Origin of the sequence: Paenibacillus sp. Mc5Re-14, assembly GCF_001049835.1 — a bacterium.
In the GTDB taxonomy this organism is placed as follows: Bacteria; Bacillota; Bacilli; order Paenibacillales; family Paenibacillaceae; genus Paenibacillus; species Paenibacillus polymyxa_C.
Window position 1 is genome coordinate 5,194,534 of the sequence record NZ_CVPD01000001.1, and the last position, 17,387, is coordinate 5,211,920.

General features: G+C 40.3%; 1 protein-coding gene. It reads left to right on the forward strand.

All coding sequences use genetic code 11. From position 1 onward, the window contains the following. The first annotated feature begins 39 nt into the window (after positions 1–39). Positions 40–17,358 (forward strand): non-ribosomal peptide synthetase, encoded by a 17,319-nt coding sequence (locus BN1546_RS23660; protein ID WP_090738951.1) that lies wholly within the window; start codon positions 40–42, stop codon positions 17,356–17,358. Positions 17,359–17,387: the final 29 nt, after the last annotated feature.

The window sequence follows — 17,387 nt, forward strand, 5'->3', positions numbered from 1 at the left end:
GGAATTAAAAAAGATGAAATAGAGAAGAGGGACGAAGTTATGGATAATTTGATGAAAAGAATAGAATCTCTTTCTCCAGAAAAAAGAAAGCTATTTGAGACGATGCTAAAAGAAAAAGGAAAAGATGTTTCAAAATATACGCCAAATGCCTTTTCTGGAATACCTTCTGCCAGAGAGCAGGAATTTTACCCTATGTCATCTGCCCAGAAAAGGCTGTATATACTAAACGAGCTTGAAGGAGCAGGTACTGCATATAACATGCCAGGCGTCGTACTGCTGGAAGGAAACATTGATGCAGTACGCTTCGAACAGGCATTCAAGGAGCTAGTAAAAAGACATGAGGCTCTGCGCACATCATTTCATATGGTTGAGGGTGAACCAGTACAAAAGGTTCATGATTACGTGGATTTCAGTATTACGTACCTGGAACTGGATGAAGAAAAAGCAGCAGAAATAGTCAAAGAATTCATAACGCCCTTTGATCTTAGCCAAGTTCCATTACTGAGAGTAGGACTTGTAAAAACGAACGAAGACAGGCGTGTTATGATGTTTGACATGCACCACATAGTATCAGATGGTATATCAGTCAATATACTTATGAGTGAGTTTTTGGATTTGTACCAAGGGAAGACCCTTTTGCCACTACGGATACAGTACAAGGATTTTTCTGTATGGCAGAAGGAGATGTTTGCCGGAGACTCAATAAAGAAGCAGGAAGAATACTGGCTCCAGACATTTAAGGGTGATATACAGGTACTGGATATGCCTACTGACTATCCAAGACCGGCGGTACAAAGTTTTGAAGGAGATGCTGTAAGCTTTGAAATAAACCCTGAACTTTCAGTCAAACTAAATAAGCTTGCAACAGATAATGGAGCTACCTTATACATGGTACTGATGGCTGCATATAACGTACTCCTGTCCAGATACACTGGACAGGAAGACATCATAGTTGGAAGTCCTGTAGCCGGAAGGCCCCATGCTGACCTGCAGGGTATCATTGGTATGTTTATAAATACCTTGGCCATAAGGAACTATCCTGAGGGAGAAAAGACCTTCGTCCAATTCTTGCAGGAAGTAAGGGAAAATGCGTTTTTGGCTTTTGAAAATCAGAACTACCAGTTTGAAGAACTTGTAGAAAAACTTAATCTCATGAGGGACATGAGCAGGAATCCTCTTTTTGACACTATGTTTGCACTGCGCACTTCAAACAAGACAGAATTTGCAGCATCGGGTATAAACTTCAAACAATACAACAACTGGCTGGAAGGCAGAAAGGCAAAATTTGACCTTATGCTTGAAGTGGTAGAGGGTCAAGAAGGTATAACATTTAACCTTGAATATTGTACCAGGCTGTTTAAGAAGGAGACAATAAAAAGGTTTGGAACCCATTATATAACCGTTCTTGAAGAGATAACGGCATACCCTGAAAAAAGGTTGTGGGAAATTGATGTACTGTTACAGGAAGAAAAACAGCAAATCCTATATACCTTTAACGCTACAGAGGCACAGTATCCTAAAAACAAGACTATCCATCAGCTTTTTGAAGAGCAGGCAGAGAAGAACCCTGATCATGTAGCTGTGGTATTTGAGGGTAAAAAGCTTACATATAGTGAACTCAATAAAAAATCAAATGGGTTGGCCCATGTATTAAGGGCTAAAGGAGTCAAACCGGACAGTATCGTAGGTATTCTGGCAGAACGCTCACTTGAGATGATAGTAGCAATCCTAGGGGTATTAAAAGCAGGAGGGGCATATCTTCCCATAGATCCAGATTATCCTGAGGAAAGAATAAGTCATATGCTGGAAGACAGCCGGGCAGTGATCCTGTTGACCCAATCACATTTTATAGACAAATATACATCAATAGGTACAGTAATAAATTTAGAAGATGAGCAGGAATATTCAGATGAACAATATAACTTATCGGAGGTAAATAAACCTTCCGATCTAGCTTACTTAATATATACCTCAGGCTCTACAGGTAAACCCAAAGGGGCAATGATAGAGCATAGAAACATAGTAAGGCTGTTATTTAACAGTAAAATGCAGTTTGATTTTAACGAAAATGATGTATGGACTATGTTTCATTCTATGAGTTTCGATTTTTCCGTATGGGAGATGTACGGGGCGTTGTTATATGGGGGCAGATTGGTGGTAGTTCCTAAAATGACAGCACGCAGCAATGTAGAGTATCTGAGACTTCTAAGGAATGAGAAGGTGACCGTATTAAATCAGACACCTTCAGCCTTCTATAATATAGCCAATGAAGAAGTATCATATGAAGAAAAAAAACTTAAGATAAGATATGTCATATTCGGAGGGGAAGCATTAAAGCCTGCATTGTTGAAGGAATGGAGAAAGAAGTACCCGCAGACTAGACTCATCAATATGTATGGAATAACCGAGACAACAGTGCATGTCACATATAAAGAGATAGAAGAGGAAGAAATTAGATCTAATGTGAGCAGCATAGGAAGGCCTATACCAACCCTTACAACATATGTAATGGATAAGAACATGAAAGTTGTTCCCATTGGAGTAGCCGGAGAGCTTTGTGTAGGAGGAGACGGAGTTTGCAGAGGATATCTTGGAAGACCGGAGCTTACAAAGGAAAAGTTCGTTCAAAATCCGTACAAGCCGGAAGAGAGGTTATATAGATCTGGAGACCTGGTCCGGTTATTATCTGATGGAGAAATGGAATACCTGGGTAGAATAGACCACCAGGTAAAGATAAGAGGCTTTAGGATAGAGCTTGGTGAAATAGAAGCACAACTGCTAAAGCATCCTTCAATTGAGGAATCTTTGGTGATTGCAAAGGAAGACCATCAGGGCAGTAAATACCTGTGTGCATATATAGCGGGAGAAAATGAGCTGACAATATCAGAACTAAGGGAGCATCTCTTAAAAGAACTGCCCGAATACATGGTACCATCATACTTTGTGCAGCTTGAAAAAATGCCATTGACAGCTAATGGCAAGATAGACAGGAAGGCATTGCCTGAACCCGAAGGTAATATAAATACGGGAATAGAGTATGAAGCGCCTATAGGCGAATTTGAAGAGAAGCTTGCACTGATTTGGCAAGACATCCTTGGAATTAAGAAGATAGGAAGAAATGACAACTTCTTTATGTTAGGTGGACACTCTTTAAAGGCTACAAGCCTTGTAGCGAGAATTCACAAAGAGTTCAATATAGACATGCCTCTTAAGGAAATATTTAAGGCTCCAATTATAGCGGAAATAGCAAGGTATATGAAGGAAGCAAAGGAGAGTATATATCAATCCATCCAAACTGCTAAAGAGATGGAATACTACCCTATGTCATCAGCCCAAAGAAGGCTGTATATATTAAATCAGTTTGAAGGAGCAGGGACAGCATACAATATGCCAGGCAGCTTGCTGGTTGAAGGCAGTATTGATCTGGAGCTTTTTCAGAAGACCTTCCAACAGCTTATAAATAGGCATGAGACCCTTCGAACATCTTTCCATTTCATAGAGGGTGAACCCGTCCAGAAGATCAATGATCCTGTGGGTTTTAGTGTAGTGTATCTAGAATCTGACGAAGAAAAAGTGGGGGAAATCGTAAAAGAATTTATAAAGCCGTTTGATCTTGGAATTGCTCCGCTGCTAAGAGTAGGCCTTGTGAAAACGGGAAAAGACAAGCATGTCATGATGTTTGACATGCACCATATCATATCTGACGGTACGTCCATGGATATACTGGTACATGAGTTCATGGATATGTATGGAGGAAATAACCCTTCTTCCCTCCGTATACAGTACAAGGACTATTCTGTTTGGCAGAAGGAACTATTTGCTGGGGACAAAATAAAGAAGCAGGAGGAATACTGGCTCCAGGAATTTAATGGAGAAATTCCCGTGCTGAATATGCCAGTAGATTACCAAAGGCCTGCGGTTCAAAGCTTTGACGGAGGTTTTATCCGTTTTGAAGCAGGCAGTGAGCTTACGGGAAAACTTATTAAGCTTGCAAGGGATAATGGGGCTACTCTTTACATGACATTGCTTGCTTCATACAACATACTGCTGTCTAAGTATACGGGGCAGGAAGATATTATAGTGGGAAGCCCTATAGCTGGAAGACCTCATACAGATTTACAAGACATAATAGGTATGTTTGTAAATACTTTAGCCATGAGGAACTATCCCCAGGGAGAAAAGACCTTTGCTGAGTTTCTAAAGGAAGTAAGGGAAAACTCTATAAGGGCTTATGAAAATCAGGACTACCAGTTTGAAGAACTGGTGGAAAAGCTTAATGTAAAGAGGGATATGAGCAGGAATCCTCTTTTTGATACTATGTTTGTATTGCAAAATACCGGCTCATCAGAATTGAAGATAGATAGGCTTAAGTTTATACCCTATACAAATGAATTTAGAATATCCAAATTTGACTTGACATTAAATGCTCGGGAAACCCAGGAAGGTATTGCATTTGATTTGGAATATGCCACAAGGCTGTTCAAGAAAGAGACTGTAGAAAGGTTTGCAGCCCATTACCTTAATGTTCTGGAAGAGATAACGGTTTATCCTGGAAAAAGGTTGTCAGAAATTGATATGCTTTCACAGGAAGAAAAGCAGAAAATACTATATGACTTTAACGATACAAAGGTCCGGTATCCTAAGGATAAGACTATACATCAACTGTTTGAAGAGCAGGTAGAAAAGACACCCAATAATATTGCTGTAGTGTTTGAAGATAAACAGCTGACTTATAAGGAAGTAAACGAAAAGGCAAACCAACTGGCCAGAAAATTAAGAGAAAAGGGAATAAAACCTGATAGTGTAGTGGGAATTATGGTAGAACGTTCCCCGGAAATGATCATAGGGATCATGGCTGTCCTAAAAGCTGGGGGGGCTTATTTACCCATAGCTCCTGAATACCCTGAAGACAGGATCCAGTTTATGCTTGATGACAGTGGCAGCCAAATTATTCTGATACAGGATAAATTTATAAATGCTAAAGGTAGTTACAGAAATGCTGAATTTATTAGCATAGAAAATCAGGAACTATTTACTGGGGATGTATCAAATCCAAAGTTAATTAGTAAACCTGAAAACTTGGCTTATGTAATATATACATCCGGTTCTACCGGCAAACCCAAAGGGGTAATGATAGAGAACTACTCCGTAATCAACCGGATCAACTGGATGCAGAAGCAATACCCGATAGCTGAAGGTGATGTGATCCTGCAGAAAACTCCCTATACCTTTGACGTATCGGTATGGGAATTATTGTGGTGGAGCTTTACTGGGGCCAAAGTCTGCCTGCTGATACCGGGAGGAGAAAAAAATCCGGAAGAAATCGTGAAGGCAATCGAAAAAAATAAAGTTACCACAATGCACTTTGTACCATCCATGTTGAGTGTATTTTTAGAGTATGTAGAGGAAAAGGGGATAATAGAGGAAATAGCAAGCTTAAAGCAGGTATTTGCCAGTGGAGAAGCACTGAACCTGAAGCAAGTAGAAAAGTTCAACAAGCTGCTGTACAAAGAAAAAGGAACAAGCCTGCATAACCTGTACGGACCAACAGAAGCAACAGTAGATGTATCCTACTTTGGCTGCTCCACGGAAGAAGAATTGGAGCTTGTACCTATAGGAAAGCCCATAGATAACATTAAGTTGTATGTTGTCAGTAAGGAAAAGGGCCTGCAGCCGATAGGAGTAGCGGGAGAACTATGCATAGCAGGGGATGGACTGGCAAGAGGGTACTTGAACAGACCGGAACTTACAGAAGAAAAATTCGCAGCAAACCCATTCGCACCGGGTGAAAGGATGTACAGGACAGGTGACCTGGCAAGGTGGCTGCCTGACGGCAACCTAGAATATCTGGGCAGGATCGACCATCAGGTAAAGATAAGAGGCTACAGGATAGAACTGGGTGAAATAGAGAACCGGTTATTAAAGCATGAAGCAATAAAAGAAGCGGTGGTATTGGACAAAGAAGGAGCTGACGGAAATAAGTATCTTTGTGGATACGTCGTACCGGATCAAGAAATAACCGTACAGGGGATGAGGGAACACTTGTCAAAAGAGCTCCCGGACTACATGATCCCTTCCTACTTTGTGCGGATGGAAAAGCTGCCATTGACCCCTAATGGAAAAATAGACAGGAAAGCATTGCCTGTGCTCGATAGCAATGTTAATACCGGCGTAGAATACGTAGTACCTTCGGGAGAAATAGAGGAGAAACTTGCGCTGTTGTGGCGGGATATCCTTGGAATAGAGAAGGTAGGAAGAAATGATAACTTTTTTATGCTTGGGGGACACTCGTTAAAGGCAACAAGCCTTGTAGCAAGAATTCACAAAGAGTTCAATATAGACATACCTCTTAAGGAAATATTCAAGACACCAACCATCTTAGAAATTGCCAGATATATTAAAGACTCAAAGGAAAGCCTATATCAGTCAATCCAACCGGCAGGAGAAATGGAATACTACCCTATGTCATCTGCACAAAGAAGGCTGTATATACTAAACCAGCTTGAAGGGGCAGGGACAGCATACAACATGCCTGGTATTATGCTGCTGGAAGGAAGCATTGATACAGCGCGTTTCCAGGAAGTCTTCAGGCAGTTGGTAAAAAGGCATGAGACTCTTAGAACATCGTTCCACATGATCGATGGTAACCCGGTCCAGAAGGTTCATGACCATGTGGAATTCAGCGTGATGTACTTTGAAACTAACGAAGAAAAAGCCGCAGAGTATGCTGGGGAATTTGCCAGACCTTTTGATCTTGGCAAGGCTCCTCTGCTAAGGGTAGAGCTTGTAAAAACGGGAGAAGACAGGCATCTTATGATGTTTGATATGCATCACATTATATCCGATGGTGTCTCCATGGACATACTGATTCGTGAGTTTATGGATCTTTATGAAGGAAACAACCCTCCAGCACTTCGGATACAGTACAAGGACTACGCTGTATGGCAGAATAAACTGTTTGATGAGGGCGGAATTAGCAGCCAGGAGGAATACTGGCTCCAAGCATTCCAGGGAGAAATACCTGTACTGAATATGCCGCTAGACTATCCAAGGCCTGTAATACAAAGCTTTGAAGGGGATTTTTTTAGCTTTGAAGCAGGCAGTGAGCTTACGAATAAATTAAACAAGCTTGCAAGGGATAATGGGGCTACGCTTTACATGACACTGCTCGCGGCATACAACATATTGCTGTCTAAGCACACCGGACAGGAAGACATAATCGTTGGAAGCCCTATAGCCGGAAGGCCACATTCAGACCTGCAGGATATCCTTGGTATGTTTGTAAATACCTTGGCTATGAGAAATTACCCCAAGGGAGATAGTACCTTTGTAGAATTCTTGAATGAAGTAAGAGAAAACGCTCTAAGGGCTTATGACAATCAGGATTACCAATTTGAAGAACTGGTTGAGAAGCTTAACTTGAAGAGGGACATGAGCAGAAACCCACTGTTTGATACTATGTTTACCATGCAAAATGCCTCTAAGGTAGAATTTGCAGTACCTGGTATAAGCTTCAGACCTTTTAATAACGGGTTAGAGTATAGAATATCAAAATTTGACCTATCCATTGATGCAATAGAGCGTGAAGATGGTATGGCTTTTAGCTTTGAATATTGTACTCGCCTTTTCAAAAAAGAGACTATAAAAAGGTTGGCGGCTCATTACCTTAACGTGTTGGAAGAGATAACCGCAAATCCGTTTAAAAGGTTGTCGGAAATAAATATGTTGTCCCAGGAGGAAAAACAGCAAATAATCTATGGCTTCAATGATACAAAAGTAGAATATCCTAAGGATAAGACCATACAAGAGCTATTTGAAGAACAAGTGGAAAAGACGCCTGATAACATAGCAGTAGTATTTGAAGATAAATACTTGACTTACGGAGAACTTAATGAAAAGGCCAATCAACTGGCTTGGATCTTAAGGGACAAGGGATTAAAACCTGACAGTGTAGTAGCTATAATGGTAGACCGGTCCATAGAAATGATAATAGGTGTAATTGCTGTATTTAAAGCAGGAGGCGCGTATTTACCCATAGACACCGAATATCCTGAAGAACGAATCAGATATATGATCGATGACAGCTTGGCTGGAATTATTCTTACGCAAGAACATCATAAAGAAAAAATTAAATTTGATCTTGATATTATAAGCTTTGATGACTGTGTGAATTACAACGGGAGAACAGAAAATCTTCCTGTCATTAATAAATCTTGTAATTTAGCATATGTCATTTATACATCAGGAACCACAGGAAAGCCAAAGGGGATCATGATAGAGCATAGAAGTCTTGTCAACATATCTTACGCATGGAAAAAGGAATATAGGCTTGCGGATATGGATGTAAAGCTGTTGCAAATCGCAAGTTTTTCTTTTGATGTATTTGTGGGAGATGTTTCGAGAACGCTGCTCAACGGAGGCCAAATGGTTATTTGTTCATCCGAGGAGAGATACGATCCTGCACGATTATATTCACTTATTAAAACCCATAAAATAACCATCTTTGAATCCACACCGGCACTGATTATTCCTCTTATGGATTATATCCATGATAATGCTTTGATTATTGATAGCCTCAAGTTGCTTATACTTGGATCAGATACTCTCTCTGTGGAAGATTATGAAAGATTACAATCCTGGTATGGAGAGAAACTGCGGGTTGTTAATAGCTATGGGGTTACTGAGTCCACCATAGATTCCAGTTATTACGAAAAGAGACTGGGAAGCTATTTGGAATCCGGGAGTGTACCTATCGGAAAGCCAATGCAAAATATAAAATACTACGTTGTTGACAAACACTTGAGACCTCAGCCTACAGGGGTTTTGGGTGAGTTGTGCATAGGGGGAGAAGGGCTTGCAAGGGGATATCTAAACCGGCCCGAACTGACAGCTGAAAAATTTGTACCTAACCCGTTTATACTAGGGGAAAGGATGTATCGTACAGGGGATCTGGCCAGATGGCTGTCTGATGGGAATATGGAATTTTTAGGAAGAGTAGATCATCAGGTAAAGATAAGGGGATTTAGAATAGAGCTGGGGGAAATAGAAGCACAACTGCTAAAGCACGTTTCAATAAAGGAAGCAGTGGTTATTGCAAGGGAAGATCAGAAGGGAAACAAGTATCTGTGTGCCTATGTGGCAGGGGAAAATGAATTAACAATAGCAGAACTAAGGGGACATCTCTTAAAGGACCTTCCAGACTATATGATACCATCCTATTTTATGCAGTTAAAAAAGCTGCCGCTGACTCCCAATGGCAAAATAGATAGGAAGGCATTGCCCGAACCTGACGGCAATATCGATGCTGGAATAGAGTATGTCGCACCCTTGGGTGAAGTGGAGGAGAAACTTGCGGGGTTGTGGCAGGATATCCTTAGTATAGAGAAAGTGGGAAGAAACGACAATTTCTTTGAGCTGGGGGGACATTCCTTAAGGGCAGCAAATCTTATTGCCAGGATTCACAAAGAGTTCAATGTAAACATACCGCTTAAAGAAATATTTAAGAGCCCAAATATGTCTGAAGTTGCCGAGTGCATCAAGATTGCAAGGGAGAGTGTATTTCATTCTATTGGGCCGGCTGGGGAGATGGAGTACTATCCAATTTCATCCGCCCAGAAAAGGCTGTATATTCTAAACCAGCTTGACGCAGTTGGGATGGCATACAACATGCCTGGTATTATGCTAATTGAAGGCAAACTCGATAAACTGCGCTTTGAACAGGCTTTTAGGGAGCTTGTTGACAGACATGAGTCTTTCCGTACCTCATTCCATATGATAGATGGTAAACCGGTACAAAAGGTCCATAGCAATGTGGATTTTAGTGTTATGTATATGGAAACCGATGAGGAAAGAGTTGCGAAAATAGCCAGTGAATTTATTAGGACCTTTGACCTTGATGAGGCTCCTTTACTTAGGGTTGGGCTTATAAAAGTTGGAGAAGACAGATATATTATGATGTTTGATAAGCACCATATTATATCTGACGGGGTGTCTGACGACATACTGGTAAGAGAATTTATGAGCCTGTATGAAGGTAAGGAACTTCCGGAACTTAAGATTCAGTACAAGGATTTTTCCGTATGGCAGAACAGGCTGTTTGCTGATGGGACAATTAGTAAGCAGGAAGAATACTGGCTCCAAGTATTCAAAGGAGAAATTCCTTTGCTTAATATGCCGCTAGACTACCCTAGGCCAGCTATACAGAGTTTTGAGGGAGATGTGATCAGTTTCAAAGCAGGCAAGGAGCTTGCTGTTAAACTGAACAAACTTGCAGTGAATAATGGTGCCACGCTCTACATGGTACTTTTAGCTTCATACAATGTCCTTTTATCCAAGTACACCGGACAGGAAGATATTATAGTTGGAAGTCCCGTTGCAGGAAGGCCGCATACTGATCTTCAGGACGTTATTGGTATGTTTGTAAACACGCTAGCCATGAGGAATCACCCTCAAGGTGGAAAGACTTTTGTGGACTTCCTTAATGAAGTAAGAGAAAACTCCTTAAGGGCTTACGAAAACCAAGATTACCAATTTGAAGAACTGGTAGATAAGCTTAACCTGGAAAGGGATCTGGGCAGAAATCCACTTTTCGATACTATGTTTGTACTGCAAAATATCGAGGCATCAGAAGTGAAGATGGATGGGCTAAGGTTTATGCCCTATGACAGTGAAGTAAGAATATCCAAGTTTGACTTGACTTTAAACGCTGAGGAAACAGAGGACGGTATTGCATTTGAATTGGAGTATGCTACCAGGTTGTTTAAGAAAGAGTCAGTTATAAGGCTTATTGCCCATTACCTTAATGTATTGGAAGAGGCAGCAGCCTTTCCTGAAAAAAGGCTATTAGAAATTGATATGCTGTCACAAGACGAAAAACATCAAATATTATATGAATTTAATAATACAAAAGCAGGATACCCTCGGGAAAAGACCATCCATCAGATTTTTGAGGAACAGGTGGAACGGACACCCAATAATATTGCTGTAGTGTTTGAAGATAAACAGCTGACTTATAGGGAGCTAAACGAAAAGGCAAACCAACTGGCCAGAAAATTAAGAGAAAAGGGAATAAAACCTGATAGTGTAGTGGGAATTATGGTAGAACGTTCCCCGGAAATGATCATAGGGATCATGGCTGTCCTAAAAGCTGGGGGGGCTTATTTACCCATAGCTCCTGAATACCCTGAAGACAGGATCCAGTTTATGCTTGATGACAGTGGCAGCCAAATTATTCTGATACAGGATAAATTTATAAATGCTAAAGGTAGTTACAGAAATGCTGAATTTATTAGCATAGAAAATCAGGAACTATTTACTGGGGATGTATCAAATCCAAAGTTAATTAGTAAACCTGAAAACTTGGCTTATGTAATATATACATCCGGTTCTACCGGCAAACCCAAAGGGGTAATGATAGAGAACTACTCCGTAATCAACCGGATCAACTGGATGCAGAAGCAATACCCGATAGCTGAAGGTGATGTGATCCTGCAGAAAACTCCCTATACCTTTGACGTATCGGTATGGGAATTATTGTGGTGGAGCTTTACTGGGGCCAAAGTCTGCCTGCTGATACCGGGAGGAGAAAAAAATCCGGAAGAAATCGTGAAGGCAATCGAAAAAAATAAAGTTACCACAATGCACTTTGTACCATCCATGTTGAGTGTATTTTTAGAGTATGTAGAGGAAAAGGGGATAATAGAGGAAATAGCAAGCTTAAAGCAGGTATTTGCCAGTGGAGAAGCACTGAACCTGAAGCAAGTAGAAAAGTTCAACAAGCTGCTGTACAAAGAAAAAGGAACAAGCCTGCATAACCTGTACGGACCAACAGAAGCAACAGTAGATGTATCCTACTTTGGCTGCTCCACGGAAGAAGAATTGGAGCTTGTACCAATAGGAAAGCCCATAGATAACATTAAGTTATATGTTGTGAGTAAGGAAAAGGGCCTGCAGCCGATAGGAGTAGCGGGAGAACTATGTATAGCAGGGGATGGACTGGCAAGAGGGTACTTGAACAGACCGGAACTTACAGAAGAAAAATTCGCAGCAAACCCATTCGCACCGGGTGAAAGGATGTACAGGACAGGTGACCTGGCAAGGTGGCTGCCTGACGGCAACCTAGAATATCTGGGCAGGATCGACCATCAGGTAAAGATAAGAGGCTACAGGATAGAACTGGGTGAAATAGAGAACCGGTTATTAAAGCATGAAACAATAAAAGAAGCAGTGGTATTGGACAAAGAAGGAGCTGACGGAAATAAGTATCTTTGTGCGTACGTCGTACCGGATCAAGAAATAACCGTACAGGGGATGAGGGAACACTTGTCAAAAGAGCTCCCGGACTACATGATCCCTTCTTACTTTATGCAGATGGAAAAGCTGCCATTGACCCCTAATGGAAAAATAGACAGGAAAGCATTGCCCGAGCCTGACGGAAGTATGAGTACGGGAACAGAATATGTAGCGCCGCGGAATGAAGTGGAAGAGAAACTGGTTGAAATATGGCAGGAAGTGCTTGGAGCAAAACAGGTAGGAATAAGGGACAACTTCTTTAAAATAGGCGGAGATTCTATACGTGCAATATCATTAGTCAGCACAATATGCAAAAAGTTGGATATAAACATCCAAATCAGGGATATATACATGAATCCTGATATTGAGAGATTGTCTGCATTCTTAAAAGTAAAAGATACGGAAGCTTTTAACAGTAAGATGGGTAAAGCAAGGGAAGAACTGGAGTTATTTAAACAGCGAATATTGATGAATGAAACTCTCTCAGAAAAGTTACCTTCGGACATGGAAGATATATATCCGATGAGTCACATAGAGCTGGGTATGATTTATCATTCCAAAAAAGACTATGAAAATGCAGTTTATCATGACCAATTTGCATTTCATCTGAATGACAAAGACTTTGATTTCCCAGCATTTAAAGAAGCGATGCTTCTAATGACGTCAAAACATGATATTTTAAGGACGGTTTTTAATTTAGAGGATTTTGAAACTCCTGTGCAAATTGTTTACAAGGGCAGTAGTCTTGATATTGAGCAGATAGATATCATGAATTTTAGCAGGACAGGGCAGGTTGAGTATATAAACAAATATTTGGAAAATGACAGAGCGAATCCGTTTGATATATCAAAGCCCCTTTGGAGGATAAGAATATTCAAACTTGACGCAAACCATATTTGTCTGGTTCTGATATTCCACCATGCTATCCTGGATGGCTGGAGTGTTGCTTCATTGATTACGGAAGTTTCAAACCTATACTCTAAGCTTAAGCAAGAAAAAGATTATATACCAACACGGCTTAAATGCAGCTATAAAGATTATATAGCAGACCAAATGACAATTAAGGACAACCAGGAAGTAATTAATTATTGGAGAGAGGAATTAAGTGAATATAAAAGGTTGAATATGCCTGCAAATATTCATGGAAAAACAAAAAAATCTTATAAAGTAGACCATGTAACACGCCATTTAAGTCAGGAATTTTTAGGTGATTTAAGAAGTACTACCAGAAGATATGATGTAAGCTTAAAGACACTTTGCTTTGCTGCATACACTTATATGCTCAATATGCTTTCATACGAGGATGACTTTGTCGTAGGTTTGGTAGAAAATAACAGACCTGTATGCGAAGATGGAGATAAGATGCTGGGGTGCTTCTTAAATACGGTTCCCGTCAAAATGTGTTTTGATAAAATCGATATATGGGAGGAATTGATAAAAGTTGCAGAAAAGAAATTAATAAACTTAAAGCTTTATGGAAGACTGCCTTTATTTGAGATCATAAATATCCTGGGCGGAAAAGAAAACAAAGAGGAAAATCCTTTATTTGATACCATATTCAATTATGTGGATTTTCATATATATAACGAGATAATAAACAAAGAAATCGGTGATGTTAAAGATAGAATTTCAGTTGATGAATATGAAGCAACCAATACAAGTCTTGACTTTACAGTAAGTAATACATTCGATGATCTTAATATAAGCTTGATCTACTCGGACAAAGTATTGGAAAGAAAACAGGCAGAAGAGTGTATAGACTATTTTATTAATATTTTAAATATGTTTATCCATAACCCCAAAGGGTCAGTTGACAAGCTTATTATATTAAGTCATGAAGAAAGAAAGCAGTTGCTGATAGACTTTAATGATACTAAGAAAGACTATCCGCAGGACAAAACCATACATGAGCTGTTTGCTGAGCAGGTGGAAAGGACACCTGACAACATAGCTGTGGTATATGAAGACAAGCACTTGACTTACAGGGAATTGAACGGAAAGGCAAATCATTTGGCCAGAGTATTGAGGAACAAAGGGGTAAAGCCTGACCGTATTGTAGGAATTATGGCCGAACGTTCATTTGAGATGATTGTGGGGATATTTGCCATATTGAAAGCTGGAGGGGCGTATCTGCCGATAGATCCTAATTATCCTGATACAAGGATAAAGTATTTGTTGGACGATAGTGGTTCCCAGATCCTTTTGACCTCCAGGACCTTTATGGAAAATAAGCAGATTGATGCGGATATTATATATCTGGAGGAAGAATATTTAAATGAAGAGAACTCAAAGCTTGAAAATGTAAACAAACCCTCGGACCTTGCGTACGTCATTTATACATCAGGTTCGACAGGGAAGCCCAAAGGTGGAATGATTGAGCATACTAGCGTTGTAAACATAATTACAGCCCTCCAGGCCATGTATCCGCTTAAAGCGGAAGACGCTTTTCTATTTAAAACAACTTATACCTTTGACGTATCCGTAGCTGAGATATTTGGCTGGTTCCTCAACGGAGGAAAGCTTGTAATATCACGCCAAGGTGTGGAAAAGGAAGCTATGGAGTTAGTAGAGGTAATAAACAAGCATAAGATAACCCATGTAAACTTTGTACCATCAATGCTGAATATAATGGTACATACTTTAAAAGATAATGGTATAAAACTGCCATCAACTCTCAGGTATATTTTTGCTGCTGGAGAAGCGCTGCCCAAAAAGCTTGTCCATGAGCTTTTCGATGTCTCAGAGAACACATCTCTGGAAAATATCTATGGGCCTACAGAGTCCACGATATATGCAGCGGGTTACAGTATAACAAAGAAAATAGCAGAAGAACTTATAACAGTACCTATAGGGAAAGCTTTACAGAATGTATACCTTTATATACTGGACAAGCACAACCAATTAACTCCTGTAGGAGTGGCCGGTGAACTTGTGATAGGTGGAAGCGGTCTTGCAAGGGGCTATTTGAATAGACCTGAACTGACAGCAGAAAAATTTGTACCTAACCCGTTTATTCCCGGCGAAAAAGTGTACCGCACAGGGGACTTAGTAAGGCGGCTTCCTGATGGGAACATCGAATTCATGGGCAGGATCGACCACCAGGTAAAGATAAGAGGCTTTAGAATAGAGCTTGGAGAAATTGAAGCACATCTGGTGAAGCACACTGCTATTAAGGAAGCAGTGGTTATTGCAAAGGAAGAGCAGCAAGGGAAGAAGTACCTGTGTGCATATATTGTAGGGGAAAATGAATTGACCATTTCCGAGCTAAGGGAGCATCTCTTAAACGAACTACCTGACTACATGGTACCAGCATATTTCATGAAGCTGGAACATCTGCCATTTAATGCCAACGGTAAAATTGATCGGAAAGCATTGCCTGAACCACAGGGGAATATTAATACCGGAGTAGAGCATGTAGTTCCTAGAAACGAAAGAGAAGAAATACTGGCCAAAGTATGGGAAGACGTACTAAAAACTGAAAACATCGGGGTAAAAGATAATTTCTTCAGCCTTGGAGGAGACTCAATAAAAGCCATACAGGTAATGTCGCGTCTTAACGTCCATGGGCTAAAGCTTGAAATGCGGGACTTATTCAAACATCCTGTAATTGAGGAACTCGTCGAATATATACAATCTACAAGCCGAAGAATTCATCAAGGCCCGGTAGAAGGCATAGTACCGATAACACCTATACAAAGATGGTTGTATAAACAAGACAGCAAGGATATCCATCATTTTAATCAGGAAATAATGATATATGGGCGTAACGGATTTGAAGAAGCTATTATTCGAAAAGTATTGTCAAAGCTTGTAGAGCACCACGATATTTTTAGAACAGTGGTAAAAATAGAGGATCAAAATATACTCCAATACAACAAAAACCTTGAAGGTGAACATTTTTCATTGGAAATTGTAGACCTTAGGGACAGCTATAATTACCGGGAAAAAATAGAGCTGGAAGCGTCGAGGATTCAGAGGAGCATGGACTTGTATAACGGTCCTTTAGTTAAGGTTGGTCTGTTTAAGACTAAAGAAGGGGACCACCTGCTAATAGCTATTCACCACCTTGTAGTTGATGGGGTATCGTGGAGAATCATACTGGAAGATTTGGACATAGGATACAGACAGGCGCTAAACAATGATGAAATAAAATTCAGTAACAAGACCGACTCTTTCAAAGATTGGGCACAGAGGCTTGATGAGTATGCCAATAGCCCTGAACTATTAAAAGAAATAAATTACTGGACCAATTTGGAAAAAACTGAAACAATACCGCTTCCAAAAGACCGAGAGATTGAAGAAAGAAGGTATATGAATAACAATAGCGTCAAGATCGAGCTGAGTATTGAAGAGACTGAGAAGATGCTAAAGCGGGTAAACCATGCTTATAACACAGAAGTAAACGACATATTGCTTACCGCCTTGGGATTAGCAGTGAGGGAATGGACCGGAAATGATAAGGTTCTGATCAGTCTGGAGGGGCACGGCAGGGAGGAAATCATTAAAGACATTGACATAAGCAGGACCGTGGGATGGTTCACCACCCAGTATCCCGTGGTGTTAGATGTCAGCGGACAACTCGATATTTCCCGCATGATCAAATCGGTAAAAGAAAACATCAGGCAGATACCTAACAAAGGGATAGGTTACGGCATACTAAAATATCTTACCTTGCCGGAAAACAAAGCCGATTTAAACTTTAATCTAAACCCTGAAATAAGCTTCAATTACCTCGGTCAATTCAACCAGGATAATGTAGACAATTTATTTGGAGTGTCTGATATTCCTGCCGGAGAGTCTACAGGACCAAACTATAAAAGTGAGTATTGTATTGATATTAACGGCGGAACTGTAGAAGGCGGGAAGCTGGAATTAAACTTTAGCTACAACCAGGGCGAGTATGAGAAGAGTACTATTGAAGGGGTAGCGGTGAGTTTTAAAAAGCATTTAGTAAACATAATAACCCATTGTGCAGAAATGGACTATTCAGAAGCTACACTCAGTGATTTTACAGTAGACGATCTGAATATGGATGAGTTTGAAGACGTATTGAATAACTTCGAATAAAAAGAGTTTGTATTTAAGGAGGAGTACTT

Excerpts from the sequence above, each read along its gene's own strand:
- BN1546_RS23660 (WP_090738951.1), top strand. The coding sequence starts at position 40 with ATGGATAATTTGATGAAAAGAATAGAATCTCTTTCTCCAGAAAAAAGA.